The sequence below is a fragment of the Halomonas dongshanensis genome (assembly GCF_024790395.1).
GTDB lineage: Bacteria > Pseudomonadota > Gammaproteobacteria > Pseudomonadales > Halomonadaceae > Vreelandella > Vreelandella dongshanensis.
Window position 1 is genome coordinate 190,585 of sequence record NZ_JAJISC010000001.1, and the last position, 18,050, is coordinate 208,634.

Here is an 18,050-nt window from a genome sequence, read left to right on the forward strand (position 1 = left end):
TGCTCTATTTCCATGCCGCTATTGGGCGAAAGTCACTTGCGGCACGCTACGCCCTTCGTTATTAAGCTTAAAATATTGAGCTTTTTCGAATCGAAAACTTATAGCGACGATATTGGAGGGGAAAGACTCTACCGCCACATTCAGGTTGCGTACCGTGCCGTTGTAATAGCGGCGTGCGTATTGGATGTCGTTTTCCACTGTCTGCAACGCACGTTGAAACTCCAGAAACGTGGTGTCCGCTTTGAGGTCTGGGTAGGCTTCCGCCACCATCAAAAGGCGTCCTAGCGCCCCAGAGAGTTGATCCTCTGCCTCACCACGCTGCGTCAGAGACTCCTTGTCTTGCGCCGCCAGCACTGTCTGCCGGGCAACCGTCACCGTATGCAATGTTTCGCGCTCGTGTCGCATGTAAGCCTTGACGGTTTCCAGCAAGCTAGGGATCAAGTCGGCCCGGCGCTTCAATTGTACATCGATTCCGGACCAGCCCTCCGTGCTTAATTGCCGATATCTGACCAAACTGTTGTATAGGAAAATGAAATAAACGATGAGCGCCACAAACAGCACGAACCCTGCCCACTCCATACTTTCTCCCTGTGGTGTCGCCTACTTATAGGCGAAGCTGATCGCGTTGGGTCGACTTGCCGGTGATGAGCGTAAAAGAGGATACCGAGTAGGCCAGTAAGAGCAACCCCAAACCGGCATAGAGAGGCAATGTCTTACAAAAATTTAAGAAATATCTTACAAACAGGTGAAGATTTTAATTTTTCTAGTTAAGTTTTGACCGTCATATCGAGCGTTATAAAACATCACCTGCCCAGGCTATCGTCAGTATAAGCACGCTATATCTTCAAGGTGACGGTTTAGGCTTTGTAGAGTGTGACGCTAAACGCTCAGCCGCTTCGCCCAGCGGGGCGAGCTGCTCGGCCATCAGGCGCAGCTGGCTATGCACCGGGCGGTAGGAGGGTAGCGCGTCGTCTTCTCCTTCCCCTTCCGAGGGCGCGCTCTCCTTGAGGGCCTCCAGTAATGCATTGATCTCCGTGTCCAAGTCATCCAGGGTGCGCCGCGCGGCGAGCCCGTCGGCCATCTGCCCCAGCACGGCCATGAGGCGCTTGGCGATGGGCATCAGGTCGGCATCGGCGTCTTCGTCACCCAGCTGATGGCGATGGGTGCCGAGGGCCGAGAGATGGCTCAAGAGCGTATTGGCCAGCACCAGAAAGCGCAGGCCATGGTCGGCGTCGGCTTTGGTGGTGTGCTTGGGCTCGTGGAGCATGTTGGTGAGCAGGGTCGAGAAGGCCGCATCGGCATTGTGAGCGTTGCGCCGCGCCAGCCGGTAGGCCAGGTCGTCCTGTTTGCCCGCTTCGTACTGGTGGATGATCTCCTCCAGGTAGCGGGCTTGGCTCGTTAGCACTTTGGCGGCCTCGCGGTTCAGCCGCCGTCCCTTCCAGTCCGGCAGTACGAAAAAGATCGCCAGCCCCGCAATGAGCGAGCCCAAAAGGGTATCGAACAGTCGCGGCCAGATTAGATCGAAACCGTCCCCCACCTGATTGAAGCTGCACAGCACGAGCAGCGTGATCGACGCGGTGGCAATGACGTAGTTGCGCTCGCGATTGGCGAAGAACACCACACCGGCGATCACCGCGATGACGCTCTGCACCGTCGGCTGGGGAAACAGCGAAATCGATGCCCAGCCCACTACGAGCCCCAGCACCGTCCCGGCGATCCGCTGGGTCATGAAGCGGCGCGTGGTGGCGAAGTTGGGGCGGCAAACGAACAGCGTGGTCAGGAGTATCCAGAAGCCCTGCTGCGGATCGAGCCAGTGCAGTAGCCCATAGCCTGTCACTAGCGCCAGAGAGAGGCGTACGGCGTGGCGAAAGGTGGGCGAGCCCAGGGTCAGGTTCATGCGCACCCGGTTCCACGCTTCCAGCAGGCTCTTCGGTGAGCGATCGAACAGCGCGCTGTCGCGGCGGCCATCGAGGGCGTCGGGGTTGTGGGCGCTAGCGATCTGCGCTTCCAGCGTGGTCAGGTTATCGGCCAGGGCGTTGAGCGGGCGCATCAAAGGGCGCCATTCGGGCTTGCCGCGCTCGGCCAGGTTGTCGATCGAGGCGCGCAGATCGGCCAGCGCCTCTTCGCTTTGGCGATGATCGAAAGGGCGGTTGAGTAAAAGCGACTTGGCCAACTGGCGGCAGGCGCGGCCCTGCTGGTCGAGCAAACGCTGGCAGCGAAACAGCACGTCGTGGTGAAAGAACGCCTCGGTCAGGGCGCCGTAGGGGTAGTGGGTCGAGCTCGCCCGTTCGTGAATGTCCTGAGCGATGAAGTAGATCTGCAGGTAGCGGTTGAGCTTACGGCTGCCGCGCTGGCCCTCTAGGCGTCGAAAGATCATCTCCTTGGCCTGGTTCAGAGCATCGACCACTTGGCTATTCTGACGCGCCAGCGCCACCCGGCGGGCGTGAACGTCTACGCCGCGCACTGGCTCGAACAGCGCCGATTTCAAGATCAGAAACTCCCCCAGCCGCTTATAGACCCGCGCCATGCTCTGCTTTACCGGCTGGCGCGAGAACAGCGCGCACCAGAGTACCGAAATGACGCCGTACCAAGCTGCCCCGGCCAGAAGCTGCATTTGGCGGCTAGCCACTTCCGCATCCACGCCGCCGTGCTGCTCGATGTTGATCATCGAGTAGATCGACAGGATCAAGGTGCCCGAGGTGATGGTGGCGTAGCGCTGGCCGATGGCGCCAAGCATGATCAAGGTGAAGGTGGAGAGCGCAAGCCCCACGGCGAAGAGCCACGGCCAGGGAAACAGCCACTGAATGATGAACGAGGCCGAGGTAAAACACGCCAGCGTGACGACGAGCGCTTGCAGGCGCCCCTGCCAGCTATCGTCGGTCTCGGAGAGCGCGCAGGCAATGATGCCGAGAAACAGCGGAATCACCAGGGCGATATTGCCTAGTCCCAAGCTCAGCAGCAGCGCCCCGCTGAAGGCGATGAACACCCGCAGGCTGTAGGCGAATTTGTCCAGGGTCCAGAGACGACGAAACGGTAGTGCAATCGGCATGGAGGCTCACTGAGCAATAATTGTTAGACTTTAGTATAAGGCTGACAGTATAAGACCGACGAGTGGGCATTGTCTCTACTCAATGATGACGTCTAAGGCTGTCATTCACCGTGTTCTAAAAAATAGCACACCAAAACACTATGATTGGAACGCGCAATTTTTCAATACTCGCCATGTGGGGCAACCCACGATACTAAAAATAAAGGACCCTTATCATGGATCTCAAATCGTTGCTGAACTGGCGACTGCACCTCGTAGTTATCGTGCTGTCGCTGCTTGCCGAGTGGATCGGCATTCTGCGCATTCCGCTTGGCCCTGGCACTTTGCTCCTGCTGCCCCTGCTATATGCCTTCGTTCTTGGCGTCGTGCTCAATCCGCACCTCTTCGCCGCAAGCGAAAACGTCATTCCCAAGCGGGTCAGCGCTGCCGCTGGGCCGGTCATCCTGATCGCCATTTTGCCGTTCATCGCCAAGTTCGGCTCGACCATCGGCCCTGCCGTCGATCAGATCATCGCCGCTGGCCCGGCGCTGATCCTTCAGGAGCTGGGTAACCTGGGTACCATGCTGATCGCGCTACCCTTTGCCGTGCTGGTACTGAAGATGGGACGCGAAGCGGTAGGGGCAACCTACTCCATTGCGCGCGAGCCCAACATCGCCATCATTTCGGATCGCTACGGCCTGCGTAGCGCCGAAGGCATCGGCATCATGGGCGTCTACGTGGTCGGCACCATGTTCGGCACGCTGTTCTTCGCCCTGATGGCAAGCTACATCGCCTCGCTGGATATCTTCGACATTCGTGCCCTGGCCATGGCCTGCGGTGTAGGCAGTGGCAGCATGGTCGCCGCCTGTTCGGCCGCTCTGGCCGAAGCCGTTCCCGCCTCGCGCGACGAACTGCTCGCCTTCGCCGGTGCCAGTAATCTGCTCACCTACGCCACCGGCCTCTACGTTTCGCTGTTCATCGCCCTGCCGGTGACCGAATGGCTCTACAAGCGTCTTGCTCCCCTGCGCCAGGAGGCCCGCCATGAAAACGTCTGAACCGACCGACATGACCCTCGACGCCGAGGCTCTCGAAGAGCTAAGACCCGAGCAGCAACTGGGCAAGACCTGCTTGGTATTGGCCGCTGTGTGCTTGGCCGCCTGGTTCAGCAACATGGTCAATGGTGCGCCGCTGCTCGATGCCTTGCCCGGTATGCTGCTGCTCTACGTCATGGTGGTCGTAGGCCTGCTGATCGGACGGGTGATGCCCTTCTACCTGCCGAGCGTCGCCTGGGTCTCCCTGGTCAGCATTCTTGCCACGCTGCCGGTCATGCCGGGCAGTGAGTGGGTCGTTGCCCAGCTTGCCGAGATCAACTTTCTGGCCATGGTAACGCCGGTACTCGCCTACGCGGGGCTGACCCTGACCGGGCGCGAGTTCGCCATGTTCCGCCAGACCGGTTGGAAGTTGATCCTAGTGGCGATTCTGGTCTTCTTCGGCACCTTCGTCGGCTCGGCCTTTGTGGCCAACTTGCTGCTCTAGCCGTGGCCGTAGATAGAGAATCGATGAGCAGGAGAGAAACGATGAATAGCTCCGTTGCGCTACCCCAAGACGCCGATATGCGCGCCTGGCGCCACGCCTTTCACCGCCATCCCGAAACCGCTTTCGAGGAGCATCGCACCAGCGCGCGCATCGCCGAGCTGCTGCGCGAGTGGGGTCTTGAGGTCACCACCGGCATCGCCGGAACCGGTGTCGTCGCCGTGCTCGATGGTCGCCTGGGCGAGGGGCGCTGTATCGGGCTGCGCGCCGATATCGATGCGTTGGACGTGCTCGAGCAGACCGCGCTCGACTACGCCTCCCAAACCCCTGGCAAAATGCACGCCTGCGGTCACGATGGCCACACCACGATGCTGCTGAGCGCGGCATGGGCGCTCACTCAAGCGCCGGACTTCGCCGGGCGCGTGGTGTTCATCTTCCAGCCCGCCGAAGAGAACGAAGGCGGTGGCCGCGTCATGGTCGAGGAGGGGCTGTTCGAGCGCTTTCCCATGGAGGCAGTCTACGGCGTGCACAACTGGCCGGGCATGCCGGTAGGCACCGCTGCCGTGCACGATACGGCGGTCATGGCGGCCTTCGACATCTTCACCCTGACGCTCACCGGCAAAGGCTGCCACGCCGCCATGCCGCATCTGGGCACCGATACCGTGCTGGCGGCCTGTCAGTTGGTCAATCAACTCCAAGGGGTGATCAGCCGCGAAACGCCGACGCACCAGTCGGCGGTACTGAGCATTACCCGTATCCATGGCGGGGAGACCTATAACGTCATTCCCGAAGAGGTCGAACTCAAAGGCACGCTGCGCTGCTTCGATATGGCGCTGAAAGAGCACCTAGAGGCGCGCTTCAAGCAAGCCGTTGCGTCGCTCGCCGAGTTCCATGGCCTCACCTTTACGCTGGACTACCGGCGCTGCTATCCGGCGACGATCAACACGCCCGAGCACGCCAGCGCCTGCGCCAGCGTGCTCGAAGGCCTGCTCGGCAGCGAGAACGTGCGGCGTAACCCGCCGCCGAGCATGGCCTCGGAGGACTTTTCGTTTCTGCTTGAGCAGCGCCCTGGCGCCTATATCTGGCTTGGCAACGGCGAAGACTCCGCCGCGCTACATAGCCCTCATTACGACTTCAACGACGCGCTACTGCCCATTGGCGCCCGCTACTGGGTAAGCCTGGTCACGACGCTGCTCGCTTAACGCTTTTTCACCGGCGACCGCTCCTCCGATTGACGATGCCCGCACTGGGTAGGGGAGCGGCTTGGCCGAAAACCGCACCAGAACCTGAAGAGAACCTGCAAAGAGGGACGTTTCATGGCACTACGTATCTGTGTGATTGGCCTCGGCCAAATGGGCGGCAACATGGCGCTGACGCTTTCACGCGCCGGTTTTGCGGTCACCGGGAGCGATCTTTTCCCCGCCGCGCGCGAGCGTCTGGCCGCACAAGGGCTCGAGGTCGTGACGCCGGAGGCCCTGCCGGACGCCGAGGTCTACCTGCTCTCGCTGCCCACCTCGGCGCACGTTAGCGAGGTCATCGAACGCGCCCCTGGGCTTCTCCAACGCGCGCCCAAGGGCAGCGTGATCGTCGATACCTCGACCAGCGACCCGGCGGTCAGCCGTGCGTTGGCGGAAAAGGTAGCCGCAGCGGGGCTTGGCTGGTTGGATGCGCCGGTAAGCGGCGGCCCCAAAGGCGCAGCCACCGGCACCCTGGGCATGCTGCTGGGCGGCGATACCGCCACCATCGAGCGGGTAGCGCCGATGCTCGAAGCGATGTCGGCCAAGCGCACCCACGTAGGCGGGCCGGGGAGCGGGCATGTGGTCAAACTGGCCAACAACTACCTGTGTGCTGCACACCTACTGACCACCGCCGAAGCCGTGGCCATGGGCGCCCGCGCAGGCGTCGAACCCGAAGCGCTGCTGGCGGGGATCAATAGCGGCTCGGGACGCAGCGCCGTGAGCGAAGTGAACTTTCCCACCTGGGTGGTCAACGAGCGTTTCGACTCGGGCTTCACCACGGGCTTGATGCGCAAAGACCTGCGTCTGGCGCGCGATACGGCCGCCGAACTCGGCATTCCGCTTGCGCTGCTGGAGGCCGTCGTCGCGGCCTGGCATGCCGACCCCGACGCGCCCGCCGACAGCGATGACTTCAACCATATCGTCAGCCCCATTCTTGCCCGTGCCACCGACTCGGAGAGCGCCCAATGAACCGTCTTACCCAGCAGGCGCAAACGCGTCTCGATGAACTACTTAGCCATTTCGGCATGAACGCCGCTACGCCCCTGAGCAACTGGATCGACGGCCGCTTGGTGGCCGGTGAAGGCGATGAGATCGTCCTCGACGACCCGGTGACCGGCGCCACCCTAGTGCGCTATCGCGACGCTGGTGGCGCGCTGCTCGACGCCGCCGCCGAGGCCGCTGCTCGCGGCCAGGCGGCTTGGTGGGCGTTGACCGCCAGCGAGCGTGGCCGCCGCATGAACCGCGCACTGCGCGCGCTGGAAGGCGACGAAGAGGCGCTGGCGCAGCTCGAAAGCGTGGTGGCGGGCAAACCGGTGAACGACTGCCGCGCCGAAGTGGGCAAGGTTCGCGAGATGTTCGAGTACTACGCCGGGTGGTGCGACAAGCAGCACGGTGAAGTGATCCCGGTACCGACATCGCATCTCAACTACGTGCGCCATGTGTCCTACGGTGTCGTGGGGCAGATCACGCCCTGGAATGCGCCGATGTTCACCTGCGCCTGGCAGCTGGCGCCTGCCCTGGCGGCGGGTAATGGCGTGGTGCTCAAGCCTTCCGAGCTGACCCCGTTCACCTCGGTGGTGATCGCCAAGCTGCTGGAGGAGAGCGGTGCGCTGCCGCAGGGGCTGCTCAACGTGGTCAACGGTTTGGGGCGCACCACTGGCGCAGCGCTGACCGCTCACGAGCGTATCGCCAAGCTGGTCTTCGTCGGCTCGCCCCAGAGCGGGCGGCTGATCGCCGAGGCGGGCGCGCGGCGGCTGGTGCCGAGCGTGCTGGAGCTGGGCGGCAAGTCGGCCAATATCGTTTTCGCCGATGCCGAGATCGGCGAGGCGGTGGCCGGCGCGCAGGCGGCCATCTTCGCTGCCGCCGGGCAGAGCTGCGTGGCGGGTTCGCGCCTGCTCGTCGAGCGCAGCGTCTTCGATGACGTTACCACTCGCCTGGCACGCGCCGCCGAACAGATCGTCGTGGGCTTGCCCAGCGATACCGCTACCCGCATGGGGCCGCTGCAGAATCGGCGCCAGTTCGAGCAGGTCATGAGCATGATCGATGCGGCCGTTGCCGCTGGAGCGCGCGTGCTGACCGGCGGCGGGCGCCCAACGACGCTGCCCGACGAAGCCGAGGGCTATTTCATCGCGCCGACGGTACTGGTCGACGTAACGCCCGACATGGCGATTGCCCAGCAAGAGGTCTTCGGCCCGGTGCTCGTCGCCATGGCGTTCGACGACGAAGCCGAGGCGGTGCGCCTGGCTAACGCCACGCGGTTCGGGCTTGCCGGAGCGGTATGGAGCCAGAACGTGGCGCGGGCTCATCGCGTGGCCGGGCAACTGCGCGCGGGCACCGTGTGGATCAATAGCTACAAGGCGATCAACGTGATGTCGCCCTTCGGTGGCTTCGGCGAGAGCGGATTTGGTCGCTCCAGCGGCCTCGATGGGCTCAAGGAGTACAGCGTGCCGCAGAGCGTCTGGGTGGAGACGGCCCCCGAGGCGAGCGTGGCGTTCGGTTACGGTAACGGCGTGGGTTGATCGTGAGCGGGGTCGCGAAACGCCTGCAGCCAGCGCTGCAGGTGGCGCAGCAGCAAAAGGCTTGCCTTGGGCTGCTGGCGCCCCACGCGGGTCACCATGTGCGCCTTGGAGCGCTGGAACAGCGGCGTTTCCACCTGGCGCGCCACGAGCGTGCCGATCTCCAGATCGTGAGCGATGGCAAAGGCGGGTAGCAGCGTAATGCCCATGCCGCTGCGCACGAACTGCGCCAGAATCGACATCGAGTTGGTGTTCATCGCCAAGCGCGGCGACAAGCGTGCCTGCTGAAAGGCCAAATCGACCATTTGGCGTACGCCGTGATTGGTGTCCCACATCGCCATGGGCTCGCGGCTGAGCTGATCCAGCGTGAGGGGGTAGGCTTGGGCTGCCAAGGCGTGGTCAGGATGCAAAATGGCCATGAGCGGCTGGTGGCTCGAGGCCCAGAAGCGCAGCTGTGGGTGGGTCCGTTCGTGAAACATGAGGCCGATATGACTGCGGCTTTCTACGATGCTGTCGATGATCTCTGAGGTGCCGGCGGTGTGGATGTCTAGCTGGATACCGGCGTAGCGCTCGGTGAACTCGTGCAGCGGTGAAGCGACCAGGTCGCTGACGAAGCCTTCGCCGACGGTAAGGCTGATGGTGCCGGTTTCAAGACGCTGGTAGGCATCGAGCGAGGTGGCGAAGCTATCGTCTAAAGAGCGCCGTCGCTCGCAGTACTCAAGCAGCATCTCGCCCACCGGGGTGGCGCGGATACCGCTGCGCTGACGCTCGATGAGCGCGGCCCCCAAGGCCTCTTCGAGCAGGCTGATCTGGCGGCTAACGGCGGAGGGCGCGATGTTCAAGCGCGCCGCCGCACGGCGCACCGACCCCGACTCCAACGTAACGCTGAAATACACCAACCGCTGATGCGGTATGTCCATCGCAAGCGGTTCCTTTGTCGTTCAATTAAGCACTAATCTACACGTCGATAATACGCTGCACTATGCGTATCGCCATTACGGAACCGAACCCGTGCGATGATCATTGAGTATCGCCCTGAGTCGTATTACTTCTTATAGCTCATTCATTTTGACGACCCGCTTTCCTAGATTGTCGCCGTTCAGCACGCCGATTAGCGCTGTGGCGATGCTATCGATCCCACCTGTTATCTCATCTAATCGCCAGCTTAACTGATTTTTTGCCACCAGCGGCGCCATGAAACGTTGGAAGTTACACCAGTGTTCGAGATAGTGGGGTACGACGAAAGGAATGATCGCGACGTTTTTTGCCACGAGTGTCGCCATGTTACGCGGGCCCTGGCGAGGTTGAGCTGACTGGTACTGACTTACTAGCCCGCATAGCACGATACGCCCACCCTGGCGCATCGTTTCGATTGCCGCCTGCAAGGCCGTACCACCCACGTTTTCGAAATGAAGTGAGATGCCGCTAGGCGCGGCCTTATCTAGGTGCTTAGCATAGTCGGGATGGCGGTGGTCAAGCACCTCTTCAAAACCTTGCTGGTATAACCATTCGCGTTTGTCTGCGCGCCCGGCAGTTACTATGACACGAGCACCTCGGCGCTTTGCAAGCTGCGCTGCAAGCGATCCAACCGCTCCGGCGGCGGCGTTAACCAGTACGGTATCCTGTGGCGTTGGTGCGCCAATAAGCTCCATGCCCACCCAGGCCGTAAAGCCGGTCATACCAAGAGGGTGTAAATATGAAAGCGGCATATGTGCGGCAGGGATCTTGATCATCTCCTTTGCGCTACTGGCAACGCTTTCCTGCATGGGCAGGTGTCCTACGACGAAATTTCCGGGCGCAAAACCAGCAACCTGGCTTTGCATAACCTCGGCGAGTGTCCAGCCCGAGAGTTGGCTTCCTTTTTCCCAACGTTCGATATAGTCATAGCCCATGGGATGCATGCGTGTTCGCATATAGGGGTCAACGCTAATATAGCGTGGGCGTAGCAGGAGTTGAGGATGACGCGGAAGAGTGATTGCGACCGTTTCGATATGATGTGGTGATAGTAAGTCGTCCGGTCTCTCCCGAAGACGCAGACCGCGTGTCGTCGTCACCGTATTTAGCATCTTAAAAAGGCTCAAGGGGCCGATACGTGAACGCGGCGGCAAAGAACTGGGTAGTGAAACGACCCGCCATAGGCGGGTCATCAGTCGTTACAGATACTTCAACAGCTTCTGTAGCTTGGTCATGTCGGCGGAGTCGCCGACCAGACGTACTTTGCCTGCCATCATGCCGTCGAGGAAGGCTTGTTGGGTCGGCTTCTTGAGTACTTTGAGGGCGGTGTCGGCGTCGCTGAAGCGCAGTTCCAGATCCAGATCCACCGGCAGGCCCTTGCCGGTTTCGATGCCCTGGGGCGTCATCCGGTAGTAGCGTGCGGTGGCAAGGTCCTCGGTCGCGATGCCCCAGTCCAGGCGCTTGACGCGCTCGAGCTGTTCGCGAAAGCGGGGCTTGCGACGCTGGGCACGCTTGAGCAGCAGGCCCAGAAACCACAGCGTCAGCTTCAGTTTCATTAGGAAACCGCGTCCTTCAGGGCTTTACCCGGCTTGAAGGCGACGTTTTTGCTGGCGGGAATGTTCAGCGGTGCGCCGGTTTGCGGGTTCTTGCCGGTGCGGGCGGCGCGTTCACGTACGGTGAAGGTGCCAAAGCCGATCAAGGTGACGTCTTCGCCCTTGGCGACGCTGTTGGTGATTTCGTCGAGAATGACGTTGAGTACCTGACCTGCCTTGTCCTTGGAAAGATCGGCGCTTTGCGCGATGGCGGCGGCGAGTTCGGGTTTACGCATTAGGAATCTCCCTGAATGAAAAAAAGCCAATGGCACTTCGTGTTGTTGAATCGTCACCCTGACGGAGTGGCGCTTGACTGAGCCCTTTAACGAGGCCCTTGTTTAAGCCCGCCGCGAAGGCAGCGGAATCAGCCTAGCAGTGTCGGGGCCGCTCTGGAAAGCTCCACTTTCCTTCGCACGCAGCCGCCTGTCAACGCAAACCCCTGTAAGCGTCCTTCGGCGTCCTCGGCCAGGGCCGTTAGATCACCGCCTTCGCCTTCGATGCGCCAGTGATCGAAGCGCGCTCGGGGCGGGTAAGCCACCACCGGTAACAGCGGCGTTTTGACCACCACGGGCCAAGCGCCGTAGGCCACGGCGGTGGGCGTGCCGCTTAGGGTGGCGGCCAGCGCTTTGGCGCCTGCCTGCAGCGGTGCCACGTACATGGCGCTAATGCCCTCGACGCAGGCCGCGTCCCCCAAAGCGAAGACATCGGGGTGCGAGGTGCGTAGGTAGCGATCGACCGTAATGCCTTCGGCGCTGACCGCAAGCCCCGCCGCCTCGGCAAGCGAGGTCTCGGGCGCAAGGCCGGTGGCGAGGAGCACGATATCGGCCTCGACGCTGCTGCCGTCGTCGAGGGTAAGCGTCACGCCCTCATTGATGCTGCGCTCGAAGATAGCGATGGTGCGTTTGAGCGCAAGCGTCATTCCCGCGTCGGTGAAGGCCGAAGCTAGCGCCTGGCCGAGCGGCGTGGGCAGAAGGCGCGGCAACGGCTCGCCTTCGGGAGCAATCAGCGTAACCTGATGGCCGCCAGCGTGCAGGTCGTTGGCGAATTCGCAGCCGACCAGCCCGGCGCCGACCACTGCCACGCGCGCTTTGTTATCGGCCAGTGCGGCGTGTAAGCGACGGTAGTCGTCAAGGTCGTTGACCGTAAAGCAGCGCGCGGCGACGCTTTCGGGTACGGCAAAGGGCGCGCGCGGTGTGGCGCCGGTGGCAAGAACCAGCTGATCGAAGGTAAGGCGTTCGCCATCTTCAAGCATCAAGCAGTGGTTATCCACATCCAATGAGACCACCGGGTTGTGGACGATCAGGCGCGCATCGAGCTCGCGGGCTAGCTCGTCGACGCCCTTGGGCGCCAAGCGCTCGGCGGAGAGCTTTTTGGCAAAGCCGGTGGAGAGCAGCGGCTTACTGTACTCTTCGCCGCCATCGCGGCTGATCAGGGTGAGCGAGCGGGCGTCCTTACCGCAGCGCAGCGCCCGCGCTAGGCCAAGCCCGGCCATGCCGGTGCCGATGATGACGAGCGCGCTATGCTGTGAGGCCATGCAGTCACCTAGGGAAACGTTGAACAAAAGCCAATCAGTTCAAGATGGTACACTAGCGCCTCGTTTCGTGGGGGGAGAATCCTGTGACCGTTTCTAGTCGGCGGCCGCGCTCGCAGCGCGATGGGCTGGGGTGGCGACCCGTCGCGGCGCAGCGCCCGGCCATGAGTGCACCCTGGTGGCCGTGGCTGGCCTCGCGCGATTCGCTCACTGCGCGCTTGATCGAGGCTAGCGCAGGCCGCGCGTTTCACGTGCACCTGGTCGGCCAGGGGGTAGGCGTGCCGACGCGCGACGAAGCTTTGGCGCTGGGGTTGCCTGCCAGACGGCACGCCTGGATTCGTGAGGTGGCGCTGTGCGTGGACGAGCGCCCTTGGGTGGTGGCGCGCTCGGTGGCGCCACTCGATCGTACCCTCAAACAGCGCCTGTTGACGCTGGGCGAGCGCTCTTTGGGAAGCTGGCTGTTTCGCCAGCCCGATCTCGTGCGCGGTGGCCTGGAAGCAACGCCTGCGCAAGCGCCCTTTGGCGCGTGCCCAAGTCGTTGGGGGCGGCGCTCGATATTTCACCATGGCGCTACCACGCTGCTAGTGCAGGAATTCTTCACCATGGCCATGGCGGATGATTTGCGCTTGCCGACGCGCTAGTCTTGGCCGACGACCGTGGTTGGCGCTTTTGACGAGGTAGACATGGACAGCTCTTTGTTGCGACCGGTGGGGTGGGCAAGGCTCCCCGATTTCATTCGTTTGATGCGGCTCGACCGCCCCATCGGCACCTGGCTTTTGATGTGGCCAACGCTATGGGCGCTGTGGCTCGCTGCCGATGGCTTGCCCGAACGCCATCTGCTGCTGATTTTCGTGGCTGGGGTCTACACCATGCGCGCGGCCGGCTGTGTGATCAACGACTACGCCGATAGGCGCGTCGATGGCCACGTCAAGCGCACCCGCCACCGCCCGTTGGCCACCGGGCGCATCGCCGAGCGCGAAGCGCTTACGCTGTTCGTTGCTCTGGTCGCGCTTGCCTTCGTGCTGGTGCTGTTCACCAACGCCTTCACCGTGATGCTATCGCTTGGCGGCGTGGCGTTGGCGTTCATCTACCCCTTCATGAAGCGCTATACCCATCTGCCTCAGGTTGTCTTGGGGGCGGCCTTTTCCTGGGCCATTCCCATGGCCTTTGGCGCCGTGTTGGGCTACGTTCCGCTCGAAGGCTGGCTGCTGTTCGCGGCCAACGTGCTGTGGACCGTGGCCTACGATACCCAGTACGCCATGGTCGACCGTGACGACGACCTTAAAATCGGCATCAAGTCGACCGCGGTGCTGTTTGGCGATGCCGATCGCGGCATCATCGCCGGGCTGCAAGTGGCGACGCTGGTGCTGCTCTGCGTTGTGGGCGGGCGCCTGGGGTTGGGAGCGTTCTTCTGGCTCGGACTTTCGGGCATGGCGGCGACCTTTCTCTACCAGCAATGGCTGATTAGCGAGCGCGAGCGCGACCCCTGTTTCCAGGCGTTTCTCAACAATCACTGGTCGGGTTTGCTGGTGTTTGCCGGTATTGGCCTCAGTTTGTGGCCTGTTGCTGGTTAATTCGCGCCGTTGTCATAGAATTGTCATCTCGGCATGGTGAGATTGTCACTGACCTGTCATGGACTCTTTCTGTGTAACCGCGAGGCTTTGGGATGACCGCCAAGACCGTATTGATCGTCGACGATGAAGCGCCCATTCGCGAGATGATCGCCGTGGCGCTGGAGATGGCAGACTATCGTGTGCTCGAAGCGGACAACGCTCAGGCGGCCCATGCCTTGGTAGTGGACCACCAGCCCGACCTTCTCCTGCTCGACTGGATGATGCCCGGCACGAGCGGCATCGAGCTCGCGCGGCGGCTCAAGCGCGAGGAAGCCACGGCGGAGCTGCCCATCATCATGCTTACGGCCAAGGGCGAAGAGGACAACAAAATCCAGGGCCTCGAAGCCGGAGCCGACGACTACATCACCAAGCCCTTCTCGCCGCGTGAGCTGGTGGCCCGGCTCAAGGCGGTGCTTCGGCGTACCACCCCGCGCGGGGTGGAAGACCCCATCGAGATCAACGGCCTGCTGCTCGATCCGGTGAGCCACCGGGTCAGCGCCGACGGCCGTGCGCTGGAGATGGGGCCCACCGAATATCGCCTGCTGCAGTTCTTCATGACCCACCAAGAGCGTGCCTATACCCGTAGTCAATTGCTCGATCAGGTCTGGGGCGGTAACGTCTACGTCGAGGAGCGCACCGTGGACGTGCACATTCGCCGCCTGCGTAAGGCCCTGGGTGATGTGCATCAAGGGTTGATCCAGACCGTGCGCGGCACTGGGTACCGCTTCTCCGCGCGAGTATAGCGATGCGCCTGTGGAGCCGCGAACTCTGGCGTTTGGCGTGGCTCGCGACGCTAGGCGTCTGCCTCGGCTGGCTCGCCGGTGCCCCGGGGCTGGGTTTGGCGGCGGGGCTTGCTGGCTGTTTGGTCTATCATCTGCGCCAGCTGCGTGCGCTGTTTTTATGGCTCACGCTTCGCCCTAGCGACGAGCCGCCAGCGGCGCGCGGCATGTGGGGCGAGCTGTTCGATCGGCTGTATCGCTACCAGAAGGGGCAACGGCTGACCCAGAGCCGCCTGCGCGCCATGCTGGGGCGTATCCAGGAGTCGTCGGAGGCGATGCGCGACAGCGTGGTGATGCTCGATCGCCATGGCGATCTGGAGTGGTGGAACAGTGCCGCTAGCGAGATGCTGGGGCTTGTGACCGCTCACGATCGCGGCCAGCACATTACCAATCTCCTGCGCGACCCGCGCTTTGTCAGCTACTTCAATGCACGTGCCTACGCCGAGCCTCTGACGCTTTCGTCCCCCATCGACGAACGGCGTATCCTGCAGTACCAAATCACCCTCTACGGTGATGACGAGCGCCTGGTAATGGCGCGCGACATTACCAGACTTCACCAGTTGGAGCAGATGCGACGCGACTTCGTTGCCAACGTGTCCCACGAGTTACGTACGCCGCTGACGGTGCTCGCGGGTTACCTCGAAACCTATGAGGATATGGCGGAACAGTTGCCCCCACGGCTAAGTAAGGGTATCCAGCGCATGCAGGAGCAGACCTTGCGAATGCAGAACCTGGTCAACGACTTGCTGCTGCTATCGCGACTCGAGATCGATCAGGGCGGCGATGATCACGCCGAGCTCGAGGTGGCGCCGTTATTGATGAGCATTGCCGAAGACGCCCGAGCGCTTTCTCGTCGTCGCCATACGCTGCAGGTGGAAATCGAAAGTAAGAAGCGCCTGCTTGGTAGCGAGCAGGAACTGCGCAGCGCCATCTCCAACCTCGCGTTCAATGCCGTACGCTATACCCCCGAAGGCAGCACCATCGTGCTGCGCTGGCGCATAGAGGCAAGCGGAGAGGGGTGTATCGAGGTAACCGACGATGGCGAAGGCATCGATCCCATACATATTCCCCGCCTCACCGAACGCTTTTACCGCGTCGACAAAGGGCGCAGTGCGGCAACCGGCGGTACCGGTCTCGGGCTGGCCATTGCCAAGCACGTGCTCTTGCGCCATCAGGCGCAACTAACGATTACTTCCTCTCCGGGTAAAGGGGCGAGTTTTTATTGCCGATTCCCTGCCGGTCGTTTGCGTTAGAAAGGCCGGTGCTGGCGTTTTATCGCTGTAGCGCCACGAACCATTTACCACGGGCTATTTAGTACGAGCTATCTACTACGAACTATCTAGCGCGAAATATTTCAAGCGCGCGAATCCTGCCTCTTCTTTAGCGATTTTGTTATGTAACGTCGAGTGTCTAAGTGTGCCAGTGTGTCACGCAGGGCGTTCATCTATGTCTCATGTGTCATTTCGATACACATAAGTGAGCAGTTGTTGCCGTTGAATCAAACCGGGATTAATTCTTTTATCATATATAAGTTATTGAAAATGAATGATTTAAAAGTCTTGTCGAATAATTGGCATGCCGTCTGCAACACTCTGGTCAAGGAAGCCAACCGCTAGTGAATCTTAATTGGCATACTCGATTAGGCTTTACTCTTCCTTCACTTTAAGCGGTCTAACAGCGATCTAGGAGGTGGGATATGATGTCCAAGGAATTTCTCAAGAAAGCTGGCATTCTCGGTGTGTCGTTCGGTCTGATGGCTAGCCCGCTGGCCTTTGCACAGACTTCTTCTGTCCAAGAAGGTACGTCGATCGAAGAGAACCAAGATGACTACGTGGATCAGGAACCGGTCCAGCCGCAGTCTGAGCACACTCCTGATCCGGCACAGTACGATGTCGAAGATCTAGAGTATGACGAAGGCGATCAGGTCAACGTAACCGAGCCGCATTCGCACGGTGAGCATAACCACACTGCGACCAATAGTGATGACGCTACCTTTGATGGACCGGAAGAAGTGGTAGAACGTAATCACGACTAAAATTTAGTTACATTGTTTTACCGTTTGGCATAGTCTTACTACGCTCAGGATGGAGCAAAGTGCAGACAAGGATGTCAGAAGGACGGCAAGGATGAACATCTGATTCAAGGATTGAATCAAGCGGCAAACAACAGCGTGAGTGAGGGCTAAGTTCCAGGGTTGGAATTCCCGCAAAAGGATAGGAAGCTTACGTTACGTATTGATCCGCTAGCAGTACTTAGAGACCCCGCCTCGGCGGGGTCTAATTGTTTATATCTGCTTCACATCTTTATTTCATCCCTATGGTCTTACTCGTCTTTCTTCATTTACTTTTCTTCTTGATTTTTTAGCTTACAAAATATTTGGCCTATAGCTTCTTGCAATACGACTATATATCCATACGTCTATATGTAAGAGCTTTAATCGCTTGACGCCCTGTTTACGTCTCTTGCGTTTCCTATTCGGTATGGCGGACTGCGGTAATAGGCATCCCACATCAGTACGCTACCCGCAACCGCGCCAGGAATGAGAAACAGGTTGGCCAACGGAACCCAGGTGATGATGACGATCAAACCCCCATAGCTCAGCGTCGGCCACCAGCGGCTCGCGAGGCGCTTGCGCATGTCGGCAAAGCTCACCTTGTTGTTGTCCATTGGGTAGTCGAGGTAGGTGATGGCCATGACCCAGGCGGAAAAGAGCGCCCAAAGCAGCGGGGCGAGCACGTTGACGCCGGGAATCCAGCTGAGCACGAAAAGCCCCGCCGCCCTAGGCAAGATGTAGCCGAGTTTGACCAGCTCGCGACCCACGGCATCGATGGCGGTTTTGCCTAGGCCACGGTCGTCGAGCGGTTCGTGCTGGGTAGCGCGGCGCTCTACTTCGGCGGCGAGAAAGCCGTAGAAGGGCGCGGCGATGAGATGAGTCACCAGGGTGAAGGTGAAAAAGATCACCACCAGCAAGCTCACCACGAACAGTGGCCAGATCAACCAGTCGAGCCAGCCAAGCCAGCTAGGTACCAGGCTCATCCAGTAGGCCAGCCAGCCGTTGAAGCGGTTGACCACCAGCGTCAGCATGACCGCGTAGACCAGCAAATTGACCAGGATGGGAAAGAAGACGTAGCGCCGCAGGCCAGGGCGGTAGACGAGGCGCGTGCCGCGGCTCAGCGCGGTAATGGCGTCGAGCATGAGGGAGTTCCTCGCAGTAATAGACATCGGACGGCGTTCACGCCGTCCGCGCTATTGCAAAAGGAATCCTG

Annotated in this window: 18 protein-coding genes; 10 read left to right on the forward strand and 8 right to left on the reverse strand. The window is 61.0% G+C overall.

Annotated elements, in window-relative coordinates:
* Positions 1-18: 18 nt before the first annotated feature.
* Positions 19-579, reverse strand: coding sequence for a LemA family protein (locus LLY24_RS00890; protein WP_259034384.1), 561 nt, complete (start codon positions 577-579; stop codon positions 19-21).
* Between the two features lie 265 nt (positions 580-844).
* Positions 845-3,049, reverse strand: coding sequence for a YccS family putative transporter (yccS, locus tag LLY24_RS00895; RefSeq protein ID WP_259034385.1), 2,205 nt, complete (start codon positions 3,047-3,049; stop codon positions 845-847).
* Positions 3,050-3,264: 215 nt separating this feature from the next.
* Here yccS and LLY24_RS00900 point away from each other — a divergent pair, with 215 nt between their 5' ends.
* From LLY24_RS00900 to LLY24_RS00920, 5 genes are all read left to right on the forward strand, one after another.
* Positions 3,265-4,083, forward strand: a complete 819-nt coding sequence (locus LLY24_RS00900; protein ID WP_259034386.1) for a DUF3100 domain-containing protein — start codon at positions 3,265-3,267, stop codon at positions 4,081-4,083.
* The gene (locus LLY24_RS00905) at positions 4,070-4,564 is read left to right on the forward strand and encodes a hypothetical protein (protein ID WP_259034387.1); all 495 of its coding nucleotides are present in this window, start codon (positions 4,070-4,072) and stop codon (positions 4,562-4,564) included. Before LLY24_RS00900 ends, LLY24_RS00905 begins: the two co-directional genes overlap by 14 nt.
* Positions 4,565-4,605: 41 nt before the next feature.
* Complete coding sequence (locus LLY24_RS00910) at positions 4,606-5,763, forward strand: M20 aminoacylase family protein (RefSeq protein ID WP_259034388.1); 1,158 nt, start codon at positions 4,606-4,608, stop codon at positions 5,761-5,763.
* Positions 5,764-5,877: 114 nt separating this feature from the next.
* Positions 5,878-6,768: an NAD(P)-dependent oxidoreductase gene (locus LLY24_RS00915; protein WP_259034389.1), complete on the forward strand. Its 891-nt coding sequence runs from the start codon at positions 5,878-5,880 to the stop codon at positions 6,766-6,768.
* Positions 6,765-8,318, forward strand: a complete 1,554-nt coding sequence (locus tag LLY24_RS00920; protein ID WP_259034390.1) for an aldehyde dehydrogenase family protein — start codon at positions 6,765-6,767, stop codon at positions 8,316-8,318. Before LLY24_RS00915 ends, LLY24_RS00920 begins: the two co-directional genes overlap by 4 nt.
* Here the strand turns inward: LLY24_RS00920 and LLY24_RS00925 are convergent.
* The 5 genes from LLY24_RS00925 to LLY24_RS00945 form a co-directional block, all read right to left on the reverse strand.
* Positions 8,297-9,235, reverse strand: a complete 939-nt coding sequence (locus LLY24_RS00925; protein ID WP_259034391.1) for a LysR family transcriptional regulator — start codon at positions 9,233-9,235, stop codon at positions 8,297-8,299. The genes LLY24_RS00920 and LLY24_RS00925 overlap by 22 nt on opposite strands.
* Before the next feature lie 132 nt (positions 9,236-9,367).
* Entirely contained in the window at positions 9,368-10,462 is a 1,095-nt protein-coding gene (locus tag LLY24_RS00930; protein WP_345799629.1) for a zinc-binding dehydrogenase, read from the reverse strand.
* Positions 10,463-10,468: 6 nt separating this feature from the next.
* Positions 10,469-10,825: a hypothetical protein gene (locus tag LLY24_RS00935; protein ID WP_259034392.1), complete on the reverse strand. Its 357-nt coding sequence runs from the start codon at positions 10,823-10,825 to the stop codon at positions 10,469-10,471.
* Positions 10,825-11,097, reverse strand: a complete 273-nt coding sequence (locus tag LLY24_RS00940; protein WP_259034393.1) for an HU family DNA-binding protein — start codon at positions 11,095-11,097, stop codon at positions 10,825-10,827. Before LLY24_RS00940 ends, LLY24_RS00935 begins: the two co-directional genes overlap by 1 nt.
* 128 nt (positions 11,098-11,225) lie before the next feature.
* Entirely contained in the window at positions 11,226-12,395 is a 1,170-nt protein-coding gene (locus tag LLY24_RS00945) for an NAD(P)/FAD-dependent oxidoreductase (protein WP_259034394.1), read from the reverse strand.
* Positions 12,396-12,478: 83 nt separating this feature from the next.
* Between LLY24_RS00945 and LLY24_RS00950 the strand changes: the two genes are divergently transcribed.
* The 5 genes from LLY24_RS00950 (at position 12,479) to LLY24_RS00970 (ending at position 16,819) form a co-directional block, all read left to right on the forward strand.
* Positions 12,479-13,033 (forward strand): chorismate--pyruvate lyase family protein, encoded by a 555-nt coding sequence (locus tag LLY24_RS00950; RefSeq protein WP_259034395.1) that lies wholly within the window; start codon positions 12,479-12,481, stop codon positions 13,031-13,033.
* Positions 13,034-13,075: 42 nt separating this feature from the next.
* Positions 13,076-13,966 (forward strand): 4-hydroxybenzoate octaprenyltransferase, encoded by an 891-nt coding sequence (ubiA, locus tag LLY24_RS00955; protein ID WP_259034396.1) that lies wholly within the window; start codon positions 13,076-13,078, stop codon positions 13,964-13,966.
* Positions 13,967-14,058: 92 nt separating this feature from the next.
* A complete protein-coding gene (gene phoB / locus LLY24_RS00960; RefSeq protein WP_259034397.1) occupies positions 14,059-14,748 on the forward strand; it encodes a phosphate regulon transcriptional regulator PhoB in 690 nt (229 codons plus the stop codon).
* Between the two features lie 2 nt (positions 14,749-14,750).
* Positions 14,751-16,037, forward strand: a complete 1,287-nt coding sequence (phoR, locus tag LLY24_RS00965; RefSeq protein WP_259034398.1) for a phosphate regulon sensor histidine kinase PhoR — start codon at positions 14,751-14,753, stop codon at positions 16,035-16,037.
* Between the two features lie 443 nt (positions 16,038-16,480).
* A complete protein-coding gene (locus LLY24_RS00970) occupies positions 16,481-16,819 on the forward strand; it encodes a hypothetical protein (RefSeq protein ID WP_345799630.1) in 339 nt (112 codons plus the stop codon).
* Between the two features lie 398 nt (positions 16,820-17,217).
* On the opposite strand, the gene cysZ is transcribed toward LLY24_RS00970, so the two are convergent.
* Entirely contained in the window at positions 17,218-17,979 is a 762-nt protein-coding gene (cysZ, locus tag LLY24_RS00975) for a sulfate transporter CysZ (protein ID WP_259034399.1), read from the reverse strand.
* Between the last annotated feature and the right edge of the window lie 71 nt (positions 17,980-18,050).